Origin of the sequence: Botrimarina sp. (assembly GCF_040219535.1) — a bacterium.
Classification (GTDB): Bacteria; Planctomycetota; Planctomycetia; order Pirellulales; family Lacipirellulaceae; genus Botrimarina.
The window spans coordinates 45,039-61,538 of record NZ_JAVJSH010000037.1; the positions used below are offsets into that span (position 1 = coordinate 45,039).

Annotated in this window: 13 protein-coding genes; 6 read left to right on the plus strand and 7 right to left on the minus strand. The window is 69.2% G+C overall.

Going from position 1 to position 16,500, the window contains the following annotated elements; all coding sequences use genetic code 11:
• Nucleotides 1-8: 8 nt before the first annotated feature.
• Complete coding sequence (locus RIC11_RS20415) at nucleotides 9-773, minus strand: 2-phosphosulfolactate phosphatase (RefSeq protein WP_350214248.1); 765 nt, start codon at nucleotides 771-773, stop codon at nucleotides 9-11.
• Between the two features lie 165 nt (nucleotides 774-938).
• Here RIC11_RS20415 and ubiE point away from each other — a divergent pair, with 165 nt between their 5' ends.
• The 4 genes from ubiE (at nucleotide 939) to mqnE (ending at nucleotide 4,856) form a co-directional block, all read left to right on the plus strand.
• Entirely contained in the window at nucleotides 939-1,718 is a 780-nt protein-coding gene (ubiE, locus tag RIC11_RS20420; RefSeq protein WP_350214249.1) for a bifunctional demethylmenaquinone methyltransferase/2-methoxy-6-polyprenyl-1,4-benzoquinol methylase UbiE, read from the plus strand.
• Nucleotides 1,719-1,824: 106 nt separating this feature from the next.
• Complete coding sequence (locus tag RIC11_RS20425; RefSeq protein WP_350214250.1) at nucleotides 1,825-2,472, plus strand: UbiX family flavin prenyltransferase; 648 nt, start codon at nucleotides 1,825-1,827, stop codon at nucleotides 2,470-2,472.
• A 113-nt stretch (nucleotides 2,473-2,585) separates the two neighbouring features.
• The gene (locus RIC11_RS20430; RefSeq protein WP_502879407.1) at nucleotides 2,586-3,596 is read left to right on the plus strand and encodes a UbiA-like polyprenyltransferase; all 1,011 of its coding nucleotides are present in this window, start codon (nucleotides 2,586-2,588) and stop codon (nucleotides 3,594-3,596) included.
• Between the two features lie 114 nt (nucleotides 3,597-3,710).
• Nucleotides 3,711-4,856, plus strand: a complete 1,146-nt coding sequence (gene mqnE / locus RIC11_RS20435; RefSeq protein WP_350214252.1) for an aminofutalosine synthase MqnE — start codon at nucleotides 3,711-3,713, stop codon at nucleotides 4,854-4,856.
• Here mqnE and RIC11_RS20440 read toward each other — a convergent pair.
• The 6 genes from RIC11_RS20440 to RIC11_RS20465 all read right to left on the minus strand — a co-directional run bounded on the left by RIC11_RS20440 (nucleotide 4,840) and on the right by RIC11_RS20465 (nucleotide 13,027).
• Nucleotides 4,840-6,267 (minus strand): high affinity choline transporter 1, encoded by a 1,428-nt coding sequence (locus tag RIC11_RS20440; protein ID WP_350214253.1) that lies wholly within the window; start codon nucleotides 6,265-6,267, stop codon nucleotides 4,840-4,842. The two genes, mqnE and RIC11_RS20440, sit on opposite strands and share 17 nt — an antisense overlap.
• Before the next feature lie 371 nt (nucleotides 6,268-6,638).
• Nucleotides 6,639-7,070: a hypothetical protein gene (locus RIC11_RS20445; protein WP_350214254.1), complete on the minus strand. Its 432-nt coding sequence runs from the start codon at nucleotides 7,068-7,070 to the stop codon at nucleotides 6,639-6,641.
• 270 nt (nucleotides 7,071-7,340) lie between these two features.
• Nucleotides 7,341-7,550, minus strand: coding sequence for a hypothetical protein (locus RIC11_RS20450; protein WP_350214255.1), 210 nt, complete (start codon nucleotides 7,548-7,550; stop codon nucleotides 7,341-7,343).
• A gap of 89 nt (nucleotides 7,551-7,639) precedes the next feature.
• On the minus strand, nucleotides 7,640-8,566 hold the full coding sequence (locus RIC11_RS20455; RefSeq protein ID WP_350214256.1) for an ABC transporter ATP-binding protein: 927 nt from the start codon (nucleotides 8,564-8,566) through the stop codon (nucleotides 7,640-7,642).
• Between the two features lie 42 nt (nucleotides 8,567-8,608).
• A complete protein-coding gene (locus tag RIC11_RS20460) occupies nucleotides 8,609-11,374 on the minus strand; it encodes a hypothetical protein (RefSeq protein WP_350214257.1) in 2,766 nt (921 codons plus the stop codon).
• Nucleotides 11,375-11,431: 57 nt separating this feature from the next.
• Nucleotides 11,432-13,027 carry an ABC transporter permease subunit gene (locus RIC11_RS20465; protein WP_350214258.1) on the minus strand — a complete coding sequence of 532 codons (1,596 nt, stop codon included), beginning with the start codon at nucleotides 13,025-13,027 and terminating at the stop codon, nucleotides 11,432-11,434.
• A 261-nt stretch (nucleotides 13,028-13,288) separates the two neighbouring features.
• On the opposite strand from RIC11_RS20465, the gene RIC11_RS20470 reads away from it, so the two are divergent.
• Together RIC11_RS20470 and RIC11_RS20475 are read left to right on the plus strand one after the other, a co-directional pair.
• Nucleotides 13,289-13,657 (plus strand): hypothetical protein, encoded by a 369-nt coding sequence (locus RIC11_RS20470; RefSeq protein WP_350214259.1) that lies wholly within the window; start codon nucleotides 13,289-13,291, stop codon nucleotides 13,655-13,657.
• Nucleotides 13,658-14,930: 1,273 nt separating this feature from the next.
• Nucleotides 14,931-15,899, plus strand: coding sequence for a hypothetical protein (locus RIC11_RS20475; protein ID WP_350214260.1), 969 nt, complete (start codon nucleotides 14,931-14,933; stop codon nucleotides 15,897-15,899).
• Nucleotides 15,900-16,500: the final 601 nt, after the last annotated feature.

Here is a 16,500-nt window from a genome sequence, read left to right on the forward strand (position 1 = left end):
CGCCTGCTTCACCGCAGCGTCACCCGCCGGGTGGCCGGGTCGTACACGGGGACGACGTCTAGCTCGTCGATGTTCGCGCAGCGGGGCAAGTCCGACTCCATCCCGATCGCGATCAGGTTCTTGCCCCCCTGCGTGCCGCGCAGCTCGACGGCCAGTTGCTCGCTCGGCGTGCGGCCCAGCGCCCTGGCGGTCGTCAGCAGCTCTTGCCACTCGCCCAGCACGGCCCGCGCGGCGTCGTTCGCGTCGCGCGGGCCCAGCGCCAGCAGCTCGTGGGCGATCGCCCCGGCCGCGAGCTGGTCCTCGCGCGTCACGTGCCCGGCCGTGCCGGCGCACAGCAGGTGGACGCGCTCGTCGCCCGCGATATCGGCGGCCACCGCCGAGAGGTTGGCCACGCAGCCGACCACCACGCGGCTCGCCAGCCGCGCGTGCTGCAGGGCGACCGTGCCGTTGGTGGTCGTGAAGAAGACACGCCGGCCGAAGACCTCGTCCGGCATGTACTCGCCCGGCGAGTTGCCCAGGTCGAAGCCCTCGATCAGCTTCCCGCCCCGCTCGCCGCCGAGGATCAGCCGCTCGCGGTCGTCGCCCGCTGCTTCGGCCGCCCGCACCACGTCCCCCACTTCGAGGAAGGCGGTCACGTCCTCGGCCCCCGACGCCAGCGCCATGCAGATCGTCGTGCTCGCCCTCAGCAGGTCGATCACGACGACCGTGTCGCCAGCCAGGTCCGCTTCGGCGACGAATTGGGGCAGGAAGTGGGCTTCGAGGGACTTGGGCATGTTGAGCTTTGTGGCAGGGATCTGGTTTGCCTCCGGTCGATGACCGGCGGCAACAGCGACCGGGGGCTAATGCGTGTTGGGGGCCGGGTTTATCATCGCCATGCCGCCGCGGTTCGCCCATGGGCGGCCCGAGTACGGTAGGCCGCTACCCGCCACTCGCCAGCGATGACCGCTCCACCCGCCACTACCGAACCCGCCGCGCCACGACCCGCCGCCCCCCCCGTCGACAAGTCGGGCGAGCGCGTGAAGCGGATGTTCGGCGAGATCGCCCCGCGGTACGACCTGCTCAACCACCTGCTGTCGGGCAACGTCGACCGCTACTGGCGCTGGCGCACCACGCGGGTCGTGCCGCCGGTCACCGCCGGCCCGCTCGCGGGAGCGCCGATCCTCGACCTGTGCACCGGCACGGGCGACCTGGCGATCGCCTACGACAAAGCAGCCCGCGGCAAGCTGAGGATCACGGCCGCCGACTTCTGCCCGCAGATGCTCGCCCTCGGCGAACAAAAGGGCGCCCGGCAAGGCCGCAACGACCGGATCGAGTGGGTCGAGGCGGACGCCACCGCCCTGCCCTTCGCTTCGGACACTTACCAGCTCGTGACCGCGGCGTTCGGCCTGCGGAACGTGGCCGACACCGACGCGGGGCTGCGCGAGATGACGCGCGTCGCCCGCCCCGGCGGCAAGGTCGCCGTGCTGGAGTTCACCACCCCGCGGTGGCAGCCGCTGAAGGGGTTTTACGGCTGGTACTTCCGCAACGTGCTGCCGCGGATCGGCCAGACCGTCATGCGCAACAACTCGGCCGCGTACGAGTACCTGCCGGAGAGCGTCGGCGCGTTCTACGAGTACGAAGAGCTCACCGAGCGGATGCGAGCCGCCGGCCTGACGAACGTGCGCTACCACCCACTGACCCTCGGCATCGCGACGCTCTACGTGGGGAAGAAGAACTGAACCACGAAGGCACGAAGGACACGAAGAAGCTTGATGGTCGACAGGCCTAGAGACTTATCACTAGTCACTTCTTCGTGCTCTTCGTGCCTTCGTGGTTCCAAAACCGATGAATGACCAACCCATCATTGTCGGAATCACCGGCGCCAGCGGCGCGGCTTACGCCGTGCGGCTGGTCGATGTGCTCTTGCGCGCGGGGCGGGAGGTCCACCTGTCGATCAGCCCCAGCGGCGCGGCGGTGATCAAGCAAGAGCTGGGCCTCGACGTCGACCTCGACAAGTTCGACCCCGAATCGCTGAATCCCAAAGGAGTCCCCTTCCTCTCCAGCCGCGAGCCCTCGACGTCAGTCGGGGGTGGACCCGCCGGCAAGCTCCGCTACTACCGCCACACCGACTTCATGGCCCCGATGGCGAGCGGCTCGTTCCTCACCGCGGGGATGGCCCTCGTGCCGTGCAGCGGCACGACCCTCTCGGCGATCGCCGCGGGGGCCGCCGGGAACCTGATCCAACGCGCCGCCGAGGTGCAGCTCAAGGAGCGCCGGCCGCTGGTCCTCGTGCCGAGGGAAACGCCGGTCTCGCTCACGCACATCGACAACATGCGGAAGGCCACGGAGGCCGGCGCCGTCGTGCTGCCGGCCGCGCCGGGCTGGTACCACGGGGTGAGCGAGCTGGCGGATCTGGTCGATTTCGTGGTGGCCAGGATCTGCGACCAACTCGGCGTGCACAACGCCCTCATGAAACGCTGGGGGAAGGACTGAATGCGGAATTGGGAATGCGGAATGCGGAATGGAGCGCGACGGAGGTTTGCCGGCGGGCATTCCGCATTCCGATTTCCCATTTCCGCATTCGCAAAGCGGGGAAGTTCGCCTTGTTGAAGACGCTGGCCGATCTTCTCTCGCTCATCCGGTTCAGCCACACGCTGTTCGCGCTGCCGTTCGCGCTGCTCGCGGCGTTGATGGCGTGGCGGTTGCGCGCCGAAGATTTGCCAAGAATCGACACCATCGAGCTGCCTGGCGGCATCGGCCTCTACGACTTCACGATCGGCACTGGGGAAACCTCTATGAAGATTGAGTTCCTCGATTTCGCCGGAGCGTGGCGTTGGCAAGAACTCCTCGGCATCCTGCTCTGCATGGTCTTTGCCCGGTCGGCCGCGATGGCGTTCAACCGGCTGGTCGACCGGCGGATCGACGCGAAGAACCCACGCACCGCCGGGCGGCACTTGCCGGCGGGGACGCTCTCGGTCGGCACGGTCACCGTGTTCACGCTGCTCAGCGCGACGGGTTTCATCGCCAGCACGTGCTTGTTCCTGCCGAACTGGCTGCCGCTCGCGCTCAGCGTGCCGGTGCTGCTGTGGCTGCTGGGGTACAGCTACGCGAAGCGGTTCACGTCGCTCGCCCATTACTGGCTCGGGGCGGCGCTGGGGCTCTCGCCGGTGGCCGCCTGGATCGCCATCCGCGGCGAGGCGGTCCTTGCCGATCCGGCCGACCTGCTCCCGGCGGCGGTGCTCGGCGCGGCGGTGCTGGCTTGGGTCGGAGGGTTCGACGTGCTCTACGCGTGCCAGGACTACGAGTACGACAAGTCGGTCGGCCTCCACAGCCTGCCCGCGAAGCTCGGCCTCCGCGGCGCGCTGCGCGTGGCGGCGGCTAGCCACGCGGTCGCCGTCGTGCTGCTGGCCGTCCTGCCGCTGGTCTACCCACCGTTTGGCGTGGTCTACTGGGCGGGCGTCGCCGCGGTGGCCGGGCTGCTCGTGTACGAGCACGCCCTCGTGCGCCCGGACGATGACAACTTCAACCTCGACCGCGTCAACCTGGCGTTCTTCCACGTGAACGCGGTGATCAGCGTCGGCCTGCTGGCGGTTGGAACGGCTGATCTCTTGATTTGAACACCGACTGAACAAGCCTCACGCGGAGGCGCAAAGCCGCGAAGAACTCGAGAATACCAATCCTTTGCGCCTTCGCGCCTTTGCGTGAGGCCTTTATCGACTGGACTTGAGAAGATGTTGCGAACGTCGTCCGAGATTCTGACGCCCATCCGCGAAAAGGTCGAAGCCGGCGAGCGCTTGTCGTTCGACGACGGCCTGCTGCTGGAGTCGCCCGGGGTCCCGCTGCCCGAGCTGGGCGAGCTGGCGAACCTCGTGCGCGAGCGGAAGAACGGCGCCGCCGGCTACTACAACATCAACACGCACCTGAACGCGACCAACATCTGCGTGTACCGGTGCAGCTTCTGCGCGTTCCGCTCCGACCTGCGCGACGCCAAGGGCTACTGGATGCAGGACGACGACGTCCTCGCCCGGGGGGCGGAGGCCGTCGCCAACGGCTGCACCGAGATGCACATCGTCGGCGGCCTGCACCACCAGGCGAAGTACGACTGGTACCGCAAGGTCGTCAGCCTGCTGCACGACAACTACCCCACGCTGCACCTCAAGGCGTGGACGCCCGTCGAGATCGACTGGTTCGCCCGGCTCACCAAGAAGCCGATCCGCTGGGTGCTCCAGGACATGATCGAAGCGGGCCTCGGCTCGCTCCCCGGCGGCGGCGCCGAGATCTTCCACCCGGAGGTCCGCCGGCAGATCTGCGAGCACAAGGCCGACACGCACCGCTGGTTCGAGACCCACCGCACCGCGCACGAGCTCGGCCTGCGCAGCAACTGCACGATGCTGTACGGCCACATCGAGGAGCCGCGCCACCGGATCGACCACCTCGTCCGCTTGCGTGACCTCCAGGACGAAACGGGCGGCCTGCAGACCTACATCCCGCTCGCGTTCCACCCAGAGAACAACAAGCTCGGGATCGAGCGGAAGATCAAGAAGCCCTCCTCCGTGATGGACCTGCGGCAGATGGCCATCGGGCGGCTGATGCTCGACAACGTCGACCACGTGAAGGCGTACTGGATCATGCTCGGCATCCAGACAGCCCAGTTGGCCTTGTCCTACGGCGCCGACGACATCGACGGCACGGTCCGCCACGAGCTGATCTACCACGACGCCGGCGCGACCACGCCGGAGGTGATGAGCGTGTCGGACATCGAGCACGTGATCCGCGAAGCGGGCCGCGAGCCGATCGAACGCGACACGCTCTACCGCCGCGTGAACCGTAGCGCCGAGGGCTTCTCGCTCGGCGAGAAGATCACCGCGGGCGTGTGACCGCGCGGGCCCCGGCCGGCGTGAGCACCGAGCCGAGCCACATGCCCAGCGCCGCCAGCGCGAGGCCGGCGAGCTGCTGGGGGAAGTGCTCGCCGAGCGGCGTGGTCATGAACACCAGCCAGCCCCCCACGCCCAGCGCGATCGACGTGACCGCGCCGCGGTTGGTCGCTCTGGGCCAGTAGAGCCCCGCCGCGAGCGGCACGAACGCGCCGACCAGCGGCAGCTGGTAGCTGCTAGCGACCAGGTCGTACACGCTCGTGCCGTGCATCGCCAGCGAGTAGCCGAGCACCAACAGCGTGAACACCAGCACCGTCGCGCGCATCAGGCGCAGCTCCTCGCGGTCGCTCATCGCCGGCCACACGTGCTTCAGCACGTTCTCGACCAGCACCGTCGACGGCGCGAGCACCGTCGAGCTGGCGGTCGACAGGATCGCCGACAGTAGCGCGCCGAAGAACAGCACCCGGGCGACCGGCGGCATGTGCTCCATGACGAGCGTGGGCAGCACGTGCTGCGGGTCGTGCTCGAGCAACGCGGGCAGCTCCTCGGGCATCAGCACCCATGCGCTGGCCACGATGAACATCGGCAGGAACGAGAAGACCAAGTAAGCGGCCCCGCCGACCAGCGGCCCGATGACGGCGATCCGCTCGCTCTTGGCGGACATCACGCGCTGGAAGATGTCTTGCTGCGGGATCGAGCCGAGCATGATCGTCACGCCCGCCCCGAGGAAGAAGAGCCAGCGCTTCACGTCCGGCGGGGGCAGGAAGTTCAGCAGGTCGCGTGCGTGGGCCTCCTTGAGCACGACCGCGGGCCCCCCGGCCAGGTCCGCCGCGATCACCGCGATCGCCGTGAGGCAAACCACGATCACGATCATCTGCAAGAAGTCGGTCACGGCCACCGACCACATGCCGCCGAAGAGCGTGTAGAGCAGCACGACCGCCGCGCCGATCAGCGTGCCAGCCAGCGGCGACACCACGCTGCCCGACAGCAGCGAGAACACGATCCCCAGCGCGGAGATCTGCGCGGCGACCCAGCCCAGGTACGAGAGGATGCTCACGACCGAGCAGAACAGCTCCACGCCCACGCCGTACCGGTCGCGGTAGTAGTCGTTGATCGTGAGCAGCGAGAGCCGGTAGAGGGGCCGCGCGAAGAAGAGGCCCACGAGGATCAGGCACAGCGCGGCGCCCCAGGGGTCCTCGGCGGTCTCGCTCATGCCCCCTTCGAGGAGCTTAGCGGGGATGCCGATGACGGTCTCCGACCCGAACCAGGTGGCGAACGTGGTGCCGATGACGACCGACAGCGGCAGCGCCCTACCGGCCAGCGCGTAGTCGGCCGTCCCGCGCACGCGCCGGGCGAACCAGAGCCCGACGGCGATCGACGCGAGCAGGTAAAGAACGACAAACAGCAGGAGCATACGCGACCGGCCAGCAACCGAGGGGCACGCGCCCGAGGGGGGCGGCGATCGCGAAAGCGTAGCCGGCGGGACGCGCCGGGTTTAGGGGCGGTCGGCGCGGGTCGCGTTGCGAAGTGAGAGGCCGTGGAGGTGGGCGGCTCGCGGGGCGCTAGCGGCCGTGTATGGTGCGTCGAGGTTTCACGCCTACGCGTCGAGGAACTGGGCTCCAAGCCGCTGAGGTTGGGCACACCGCTGTTCGCTGGAGGCGCCGACTACCTGCCGAACAACGGCGGCAACGGGGCCGCCGCCAAGAAACTATGGTTTCAAAACGGTTTCAAAACCCGCGTAATCAGCGGCTCCCGTTCACCGTATGGTTCGTCAGCATTGTCGGTTCATGTGCGGATGACACTCGGGTTGGTCCACCTCCCGGCAGTTTTGTTGCGAAACCAATCAACTGCAACGTCGCGAAACCAGTCCACGATGTTTTCGGCGCATCGTTGTTGCGATTCAGAATCTCGATGAAAACGAAAAGTGTATCGACGATTTCCGGGATGGTTTGGACACTCGAATGGCAGCGAATATAGGCCACTGCCAACAACGGTTCCATCTGGTGTTTTCCAATGTGCGGCCATCCGGAAGAATGTGTCGAACGTCGGAACATCAAGTAGCACGACGAGCACGTTTCCTTCTTCGTCACTCAGTTTGAACGTGCCGTTTGTTTTACCGCCGGCAGCAAGTGTGAAGCCAAGATCGAGTATCGGCGTCGTCGCAAGTTTCATGATTCGACGCTTGGCGACGGTCTTTTCATTGCCTGTTAGCGGCATACGGCAACTCTTGCTGACGAACGAAAAACGCTCAGTTGTGTAGGTCAGGCTGTGCCTGACGTGGATCTCATCGCGCCCTACCGCCTCTCGCCATCGGCGTCAGGCACAGCCTGACCTACTCACTGAGCGCTCGGCGCCATTGTGGAGCGGCAGGGGCGAAAGCCAGCCGCCCCGCTCTCCCGAGCGATTGTGGGAGTCGCGCCCCGACAGGAGGCGATCCGCTTCGCCGCTTGTGCTGGGGCGCCCCGCCTTCGGCGCAGCCGTTCCTCTTCAACTGCCTGCCGCTTTTTCTTGGTCCGCCACCTCGTTCAGCGCCGCCACGATCGAACTCTCGTCGGGGAAGCGTTCCGCCAGGCGTTCGTCGAGCTGGATCGTCCGCAAGTAGCGGCGGTACTTCTCATAGTGCTTTGCGACGACCGGCTGACCCATCGCCTCTAGGTCGTATTCGGGTCGCATCTCGCCCGGATTGGAACCAGCCATTATCTCGTCCTGCAGCTCTAAGCCATGCCGGACGCGATCCGCGTCGCTCCCTGCCGGAAACTCCGCACTCTGCAATCCCAACTCCGCAATCAGGTCACCAGCCCCTTGGTCACCATCATAAACACGTCCTCCAGCGTCGGCTCTTTCTCCGCGAACGACACCAGGCCCACCTTGCCCGCGACCAGTTGGTGCAGCAGGCGGGCCGCGTCGGCGTCGCCGCCGGCGTACTCGACGGTCACGCCGCGGGGGTTGTCTTGCACGTTGCGCGTGTGAGGGTCGCTCCGCACCAGGCTCACGCCGGCGGTCGTGTCGCCCGCGAAGCGCAGCTCGAGCCGGCGGTGCTGCTGGATCTTGCGGTAGACCTTGTCGATCGGGCCGTGCAGCAGCAGCTTGCCGCGTTCGATGATGCCGATCGACGTGCAGATGTCGGCCAGCTCGGTGAGGATGTGGCTGCTGATGAGGATCGTCTTGCCCATCTTGCGGAGCTCCTTCAAGAGGGCCTTCACCTCTAGCCGCGCGCGCGGGTCGAGGCCGCTGGCCGGCTCGTCGAGGATCAGCACGGGCGGGTCGTGCACGAGCGTTTTGGCCAGGCAGAGCCGCTGCTTCATGCCGCGCGACAAGCCGTTCACGTAGTCGTCGCGCTTGTGCGTGAGGTCCAGCAGCTCGAGCACGTCGCCGATGATGGCCTTCCGCTGGTTGCGCGGCACCTCGTAAGCGACGGCGAAGAAGTCGAGGAACTCCCACACCTTCATGCCGTCGTACACGCCGAACACGTCGGGCATGTAGCCGATGCTCCGCCGCACGGCGATCGGGTCGTCGACCACGCTGTGGCCGTTGACCGTCGCCTGACCGTGCGACGCCCTCAGCAGCGTGGCGAGGAAGCGGATCGTGGTGCTCTTGCCGGCGCCGTTCGGGCCGATGAAGCCGAACAGCTCCCCCTCCTCGATCTGGAGGCTGAGGTTGTCGACCGCGACGAAGTCGCCGTAGGTCTTGCCGAAGTTGCGGACGTCGATCATGCGTTGGCTTGTGTGTTTACCGCGGATCTCTTCCCTCTTCCCTCACCGCACATCCATCGGGCCGTTGACGTCCGACTGCGGCGGCGGCGGGGGGCCGTAGCCCAGGTGGGCCACCACCAGCGTGGCGCCCGCCTGCTGCGACGCGGCCGGCTCGATCGTCAGCCCCGGCATCACTTGCGAGACCCGCGCCACCACGCGCCGCTCGCCCGGCTCGTACCGCGACGCGTCGAGCGCCAAACGGAGCAGGTCGTCTAGCCGCATCGGCTCTTGCTCGTCGCGACGCAACTGCGCGGCCGCTTCGCGTTCTTCGGCGAACGGGATAGGCGGCGCTTGGCCGTCCCCCTCCGGCGGCGCGGGCAGCGCCAGGAACGCCACGCTGGCGGCCGAGCCGGGCTCGAGGTCGCCGAGCCAACAGCCCCGCAGCCGCGCCGGCCCCGCTAGACCGTCGGGGCGTTCGACGACGACCACGTCGTCCAGGCGCCACGCGGTGCGGTTGACGACCCGCTCGCCGCCGCCGGGGCGGGGCTCCAGCCGGATCGACCCGGGCACGCTCGAGCCGGGCAAGCCGTACGCGCCGACGTCGATCACCTGCTCGCTGCGGATGTACTCGGTCGTCGCCGAAGAGACCGCGATGTCGCGTAAGCGGGTCTTCTCCATACGCTCATACGCAACCGCTTGGGGCTCGCCGATCGGGTTCGACGGACCCTCCGCCGAACGGGGGAACGGCGCGGCGACCGCCGCTCCGTCGAACTCCATGTCGTAGGTCGTCGACAACGACGTGTACAACGCCGTGAAGCGTGTGAGCAGCCCGCGCGGCGTGTCGGGCTGCAGCTCGAGCACGCCGACCTCCACCCGCGACCGCACGAACCCGATATCCAGCCGCGCCTGCTGGATCACCACCCAGGCGCCGACGACCGCGATGACCGGCGCGGCGACCCAAGCGAGCTCCACACGCCGGATCGCCGCGAAGAAGGCCCAGTTGGCCGGCGCGAGGAAGAACAGGTAGGCCGCCAGGCAAGCGACCACGAAGCCCGAGCCGGGCACCGACACGCCGGCCGAGTCGCTGAGCCGCTCGCGGGCGGCCGTGGCGGCCAGGTTGAAGTCGTTCATCGCGCCCACCCCGCCCGGCACGGCGGCCGGGGCGAGCGTGACCCAGTCTTCCTCGCCGACGTTCGCGCCGACGAAGCCGCCCGGCTGCTGGCCCGCCCCGCCGCCGAAGGCGCCGCCGCCGAACTCGCCGCCAAACGGCGCGCCCTGCCCGCCGGGGCCCTGAACCCCGGCTGCTGGGCCCCCGGCTGCTGGGCCCCCGACTGGTTGGTTTGCCGATCCCTGGGCCCACGGCGGCCTAGCGGGAGGCCCCCCGCCGGAGGTGACGCCCATCGACTGGTAGCGGAGCTGCAGGGCGTCCATATCGACGTGGGCGTCGCGGACGAAGTACCGCTGTTTGGCGTTCAGCAGGGGGTCGATCCGCATCGGCTCGAGCGGCGGCGCCCACTCCACGGCGACCTTCTGGCCCGCGCCGCCGACCGCGGCGCCCGTGGTACGCGGCACGAACCGCCGCGCCGGGCGGCGGAGGATCGCGCCGTTGAACAGGTTATCCACGCCCCGCGACCAGGCGACGAGCCGCCGGTCGGCCAGCTGCATGCCCGACACGAGCACCCGCCCGCGGCCGACGCGCCGTTCGACGAGCAGGTTGACCGCGCCGCGCAGAGCCACCGAGCCGGAGACCGGCTCGAGCTCGACGCCCGTCCACTCGCTGTCGGCGGCCAGGGGCCGGCCCGTGTCGCCCGCCGCCCAACTGGCCTCGAGCAGCTCGATCTCCCGCCGTGGGATCTGCCGCGCCCCGCCCCACGTGGCCGGCAGCAGCGGCTCGAGGAAACTGCCGCGCAATAGGTCGAGCGAGTCCGGGCCGTTGACGATCAGCTGGCCCCCCCAGTTGATCCAGTCGACCAGCGCGTCGCGCTGGTCGGGGCGGAGCGACTCGGGGTCGACCTCGTCCCACAGCACGTAGGCGATCGACGTCCAAGCGAGCGGGTTGTCTGGCAACGCCAAGCCGCTCGGCTCGTCGATCGGCACGGCGACGACCCGGTAGTTCTTCTGAGCGTCGAGCGACAGCTGGCTCGGGTTCACCGCCGACGTGTCGACCGTGTCGCGCAGCGGCGCGGTGACCGAGTAGAGCGCGTCGAGGAACGCGTACCGATCGGGCTCTTTGGCCAACACCACGAGGTGGTACTGGTGGTCGAGCATCGGCCGCAGCGGGATCGTCGACGGCGCCAACACCATCCCTCCCCGCCGCTCGCGGACCGACGACTCCAGCCGCGGCACGCCGCTCACCACCGGCGGGCAGTACAGCAGGGCCTCGACGACCTTCTCCGATTCCCGCGCAACGACCAGCGGCCGGCGGCTGATCAGCCGCAATGCGGCCGGCGCACGCAGCCCCTCGTTGGCGAGCACCTCGTAAGTGAGCACGCCGTCGAAGTCTTGGGCGTTCGCCTTGGCGGACTGGGCCACAGCGATCCAGTGCGCCGGCTTCACCAGCAGAGAGACCCCCTCCCCGCCCGAAGGGAGCGTCCGCGGCGCCTGCGACAGGTCGATCGGTTGGCGGCGCCGCTCTTCTTCGAGCTTCTTCTTTTCCTCGGCGATCCGCTCGGCCTCTTCCTTCGCGATCCGCGCGGCGCGCTCCGCGGCGGTCTCCGAGCGGCAACTGCAACCGGTCGCCTGCAACACGACCACGCCCAACACGGCCGCGAGCGTCAGCCATGCGAGGGTCCGCATGGCGGCCGAAGCGTTCGGTCGGGGCGCTGGCATGGGGCGACAGGCGGAGATAGGAGCGGTGGGCGACCGGCGGCACGCGTGCCCGCCATCCTACCGGCGATCGCCGCGGGCGTGCAGCAATCGGGCGACCGCCAACCCGGCCGCCGCGTAGCCCAGCGTGAGCACCAAGCAGATCGCCGCCACGCGGTCTTCCACCCCGTAATGCAGCAGCGACAACAGCCGCACCGACAACGGCGACCAGCCCGGCGGCGCCGTCAGCAGCGTGGCCGGGAGCTCTCCCACCGAGAACGCCAACGAGGTCAGCCACGCGGCCGCCAGCGAAGGCCACACGCCCGGCGCGACGATCGACACCAGCCGCCGCAGCCGCCCGGCGCCGTCGACGCGAGCCGCGTCGAGCAGCTCGTCCGGCGTGGCCCGCAGCGCCGGCCACAGCACCAGGGCCGCGATCGGCGTGATCCGAAGCAATTGAGCCAAGCCCGGCGCGAACCACGTGCCGTACAGCTCGCCGATCCACCACACCGGCGAGTCGAGCGGCCGGTTCAGCAAGCGGATCACGACCACGCCGACCACCGGGCCCGGCGTCGCCGCGAGGACCAGCAGGGCCCCCGCGGCCAGCCGCTCGGCGGCCGGCCGCCGCCGCACGCCCCACACGACGCCCGCGGCGGCCGCCGTAGCGGCCGTAGCAACCACGCCCCCCAGCGTGAGCGACACGGTCAGCTCGCGCCGCTGCTGCCAAGGCGCCGCGGCGACCGCCGCCAGGGCCTTCGCCGGCCTCCAAACCCGCTCCGGCCGCCCCGGCGATCCCTCCACAACCAACCCCGCCGTGCGGACCATCGAGCCGACCGGGACCGCACACAGCAGCACCAGCACGACCGCCGCCGCAGCCGCAAGCAGCCGCGGCGCCGGCCGAAAGACGAGCCCCCGGGCGTCGCGGCCGGGGGTTTCGCGCGGCGCGGCCAGCCGCCCCACCAGGACCGCTGCCGCCGCGGCGGCCGCTAAAGCCATCGCCGCGACGCCGGCCGCCAGCCGCACGGCGCCCCCCGAGTCTTCCCCCACGCCCAGCAGCGTGCCGGCCGCCGCCTGCGTGTAGACCTCCTCGGCGAACGTGCGCACACGCAACAGGTCGGTCACGGCGATCTCGGTCGCCGCCACCACGGCCAGCAGGATCACGGCCGCCGCCAGGGCCGGCGCGGCCTCGGAGAGCGTGACCTTGAAGAAGACCGCCCGCCGAGGCGCCTCGACGAGCGCCTGCTCTTCGCGCCGGCGGTCGATCGATTCGAGCGCGGCCACCCCCAACAGGGCCGCCAGCGGCGTGGCCGCCACGGCGTGCAGCGCCGCCGCGCCGGAGCGCCCGGCGACCCACCCGCGGACCGGCCCGTCGCCGGCGAACAGCGCCGGGCCCCAGCCGAAGTCGCCGATCGCGGCGAGCCAGCCTGCCACGACCACGTGCAACGGCACGAGGGCCATCGCGGCCAACAGCGCGACCGCGGGTCCGCGGCCGCGGACCTCGGTCCGCGATATCACAACCGCCACCGGCCCCGCCAGCAGGAGGGCCGCCGCGGCCGCCGGCAGGCAGACGGCGAGCGAATTCGCCAACAAGCCGCCGACCCGCTCGCCCGCCACGATCAGCGCAAAGCCGAGCGCCACCCCCCATGCGAGCCAAGCCATCATCGACTTTTGTTGCATCGCCGCGTTGCGATCGCTAGGTTGCAGTCAGAGTGGCCGACGACGCGCGACAAGCGTCGCCGGGCCCCCAGCTTATCGACACCGGCGGCTCCTTGTTGCTACCGAGCCGTTGCTATAGCTCGGCGACCGCCCCCAACGGCGACGGCCGGGCCGCTTTCGGGGACGCGAAGAGGCGCGCCGAACCGATCCTTTTCTTCTGTCTAGGCCGACTCCTGAGGCGGGCCTCCCCGCTTCGGCAGCCGCCGCTGGGGAGTTTTCGCTATGGGCATCCGCGTCGAGTGTCCCAACGGGCACGTGTTCAAGGTCAAGGACAAGTACGCGGGCCGCAAAGGCCTCTGCCCGCGGTGCCCCGGCCAGGTCGAGGTCCGTGTGCCCTCGATCATGACTTCCGAGCAAACCGACGCCAGCTACCGCCACGCGGTGGCCGAAGAGATCCGCGCACACCGCGCGGGGCCGGCGGACCACGCCGCCTCGGTGCTCGACGACTCGGTCCACGAAGACGCGAGCTCCAGCGGCAGCTTGCTCGGCTCCTCGGTGATCCGCCACCAAGTGAAGTGCGAGTGCGGCCACAAAGTGCCGATGTGGTTCGCCAAGTGCCCGGCGTGCGGCAAGTTCTTGGAGCAACGCTAACCGGCTGTCCGGCGTCCGACGCGCTCTCCCGAGGCTGTTGCGACGCATCCTCCGTGGACGATGCCTGTCCGTTGTGGGCGACGCGCCTCCGTTGTGGGAGGGGTCTCCAGACCCCGATGACGCGCCGCAAGCCGACAGAGCTGCCACGCCGCATTCGGCGTCTGGCAAAACCGTCTCCCAGGCGGGCCCTCCGAGGCGACCCGCGCTCTACGAGCCCCACGTGAAAAAGAAACGGGCCAGCGGCGCGAGACCGCGCCGCTGGCCCGTGATTAGGGATGTTAAGAGCTGCTCGGCCGGCCCCCTTCTGCGGGGGCGTGACCGTGGTGAGTTCGCTCTCCTTTGATGAACAGACTGAATTGTCGGGATGCGTGCGGCGAACCTATCGGAGCAAGCCGCAGCCCTGCGTAGCCCCCCGCGCCGTGCTTCGGCTCTGAGCCTGCGGGCGGCTGGATCCCGGCTAGCGAGGGCCCGCTCTCTCGGCGAGCCTCGGCGCCGGGGATAGCGCCTCGCAACGGAAGGGGAACGCGGTGGGCCGCTGCTGCGGCAAGCCCGCGACGGTCGCCGCTACGCCCGAATCGCTTCTGGCCGGTCGCCCCCGGTGGCCTCAGCCACGGCGCGACCCGCAGGAACACGGACGGGACAACGACAAACGGTTCAGTCGGGTCCTCCCTGGGTTGCTGTGAATGACACGGTTCACACCCAAACCGTCGGGCCGCTCGCGGCGGTCCGGCGGGTTCACTCTTGTTGCGACGCGTCGATAGCGGAGCAGGTTCCCGCCGAGTGGCCGCTGCGTGGGCCCCGCAGGGCGTCCGCCGCGTCGCTCCTCGGCGAGGAGCCTGGGTGAGCCGGCCAGCTCTCGCCGCCTCCGCTCAGCTGCGATCTGGTTTACCGGGCCGGCGATCGCCGAGTCAAAGCTTTTTGGACCAAATCGGGTCGGCGCGGCCCGATTTTAGCCGGCGAAATTCGGCTCCTGCGGGTCAGCGAAACCTTCCTGCGCGGCGCGCCGCGTGCACTGGGCTCGAATATCCGGCCCGACCATTTAGGCCGGCAAAAACCGACCCACGCACGCAGAAAGCCGCGCCGTTTGCTCGCTAGGTCCGCCGGACCTCGATTAAACTAAGTCGCTCGGTGGCCGCCGCGCGCCGCACCACGAGCGACGCCGCTCCGCCCCGCGTGCGTCGCCGTCCCGACACAGAGGCTGCCTCCACAGGGTCTGCCCCCCACAGAGTCAGCCCCCCATAGAGTCCGCCCCACTCAGAGAAGAGCCCCTCGGATGACACTCCCGCGTGCCCTCGGCGCCCTGGCGCTCGCCGCGCTCGTCGCCCCGCTCGCTCAAGCGGCGCGGATCGATCTTGTGCTCGATGTCAATTACATCGGCGGCATCCCCTCGGCCGGCGGAACCTGGCGGCTGCTGGCCGCCACCGACGAGCAAGGCCTGTTCTCGCTCACCGCGCCGCTGGCCGGCGTGAACCTCGGCGTTCAGAACGAATTGCCGCGCGGCCGCGTGAACAGCAGCCCCAGCCTCAACGCCGGCTTCGCCAACTTCACCGCCAACGCGATCGGACCAGGCGGGCTGTTCATCGTCGCGACCCAAGCGGTCACCCCCAGCGGCGCCACCGAGCAAGGCGTTTTTTACGGCGTCGGCACGCTCGAGAACGGCGCGCCGAACTACGCGGGCCAGCCCTCCGGCACGACGGCCCTGGGCCCCTTTCTCACGACGCTCGCCGGCGTGCAAGACTCGCCCTGGGGTGGCGACCTGGGCGCCCTCCCGACGGCCGCCACGGTCGCCAGCGGCAGCTTCCCGCCGAACGCGATGCCGCGGTTCGGCTCGCCCGATTTGCTCGACGGCTTCTTGTTCTCGGCCATCGGCACGAGCCAAACGCCCGGCGCCCGCGAACAAGCCGACTTCTTCACGACGACCGTCAGCACGAACCTCTCGTTCGGCGTGGCTACCGGCGACTACAACGACGACGGCCTGGTCGACGCGGCCGACTACACGCTGTGGCGCGACTCGCTGGGCGACACCGTCACGGCCCTCACCGGCGCCGACGGCGACGGCGACGGCCTCATCGACCAAGACGACTACCAAATCTGGCGGACCAACTACGGCGCCACGGCCCCGGCAACCGCCGTCGCTACGCCCGAACCCTCCGCCGTGGCCTTGCTAGCGGCGACAGTCCTAGCAGCACTGAAGCGGCCGCACCGCGCGGAAAAAACCGAACAAACCGCCGCCGTTGCTTGACACCGAAAGCCCTCAGGAGCATATTCAGCACTGCCGGCTAGGAGAGCCGACCTCGTCCCTCTGGTCTGTGAATCAGCGGTCCGTGAATCAGCGACCTGACAAGGCAGCAGCCTGTCATTCGCAACGATTCGTTCGGCTTGCTCGTACCAAGCGGCCTCCGGCGGTTTAGCCGGCACTGGCACGCGATGACTTGCTCACGCCGAACCCCAACGGCCGCCACCTTCGCAGCCTCCGGAAGCTGCCGACTCAAGGACGGCCCCGGCCGCGACGAGTTCCGCACCCGCAGCAAAAAAAGCGAAACACCGCTCGCGGCTTCATCAAATCCCAACGATCAGCCGCTACGATCCGCCCCGCGGGTCTCGAGTGAGCCAAGCCGCCGCAATCCAAGCCAACGCTGCAATCCAAGCCACCACGGCTAACCCAGCCACCACAAGCGGCCGCCCGCTACAACTCACGCATAAGCGCACGCACCGCTCGATTACGACACAAAAACGAGGATTTTTGCCACCGGCGCTTGAAAGCCCCTATTGCCCCGAGTTGAATACGTCACAGAGCAGTCTCGGCCGCCTCCGCGGTGACCTTCCTGCTCCCTGCCGCGGAA

Excerpts from the sequence above, each read along its gene's own strand:
- RIC11_RS20415 (WP_350214248.1), bottom strand. The coding sequence starts at position 773 with ATGCCCAAGTCCCTCGAAGCCCACTTCCTGCCCCAATTCGTCGCCGAA.
- ubiE (WP_350214249.1), top strand. The coding sequence starts at position 939 with ATGACCGCTCCACCCGCCACTACCGAACCCGCCGCGCCACGACCCGCC.
- RIC11_RS20425 (WP_350214250.1), top strand. The coding sequence starts at position 1,825 with ATGAATGACCAACCCATCATTGTCGGAATCACCGGCGCCAGCGGCGCG.
- mqnE (WP_350214252.1), top strand. The coding sequence starts at position 3,711 with ATGTTGCGAACGTCGTCCGAGATTCTGACGCCCATCCGCGAAAAGGTC.
- RIC11_RS20440 (WP_350214253.1), bottom strand. The coding sequence starts at position 6,267 with ATGCTCCTGCTGTTTGTCGTTCTTTACCTGCTCGCGTCGATCGCCGTC.
- RIC11_RS20445 (WP_350214254.1), bottom strand. The coding sequence starts at position 7,070 with ATGCCGCTAACAGGCAATGAAAAGACCGTCGCCAAGCGTCGAATCATG.
- RIC11_RS20450 (WP_350214255.1), bottom strand. The coding sequence starts at position 7,550 with ATGGCTGGTTCCAATCCGGGCGAGATGCGACCCGAATACGACCTAGAG.
- RIC11_RS20455 (WP_350214256.1), bottom strand. The coding sequence starts at position 8,566 with ATGATCGACGTCCGCAACTTCGGCAAGACCTACGGCGACTTCGTCGCG.
- RIC11_RS20460 (WP_350214257.1), bottom strand. The coding sequence starts at position 11,374 with ATGCCAGCGCCCCGACCGAACGCTTCGGCCGCCATGCGGACCCTCGCA.
- RIC11_RS20465 (WP_350214258.1), bottom strand. The coding sequence starts at position 13,027 with ATGCAACAAAAGTCGATGATGGCTTGGCTCGCATGGGGGGTGGCGCTC.
- RIC11_RS20470 (WP_350214259.1), top strand. The coding sequence starts at position 13,289 with ATGGGCATCCGCGTCGAGTGTCCCAACGGGCACGTGTTCAAGGTCAAG.
- RIC11_RS20475 (WP_350214260.1), top strand. The coding sequence starts at position 14,931 with ATGACACTCCCGCGTGCCCTCGGCGCCCTGGCGCTCGCCGCGCTCGTC.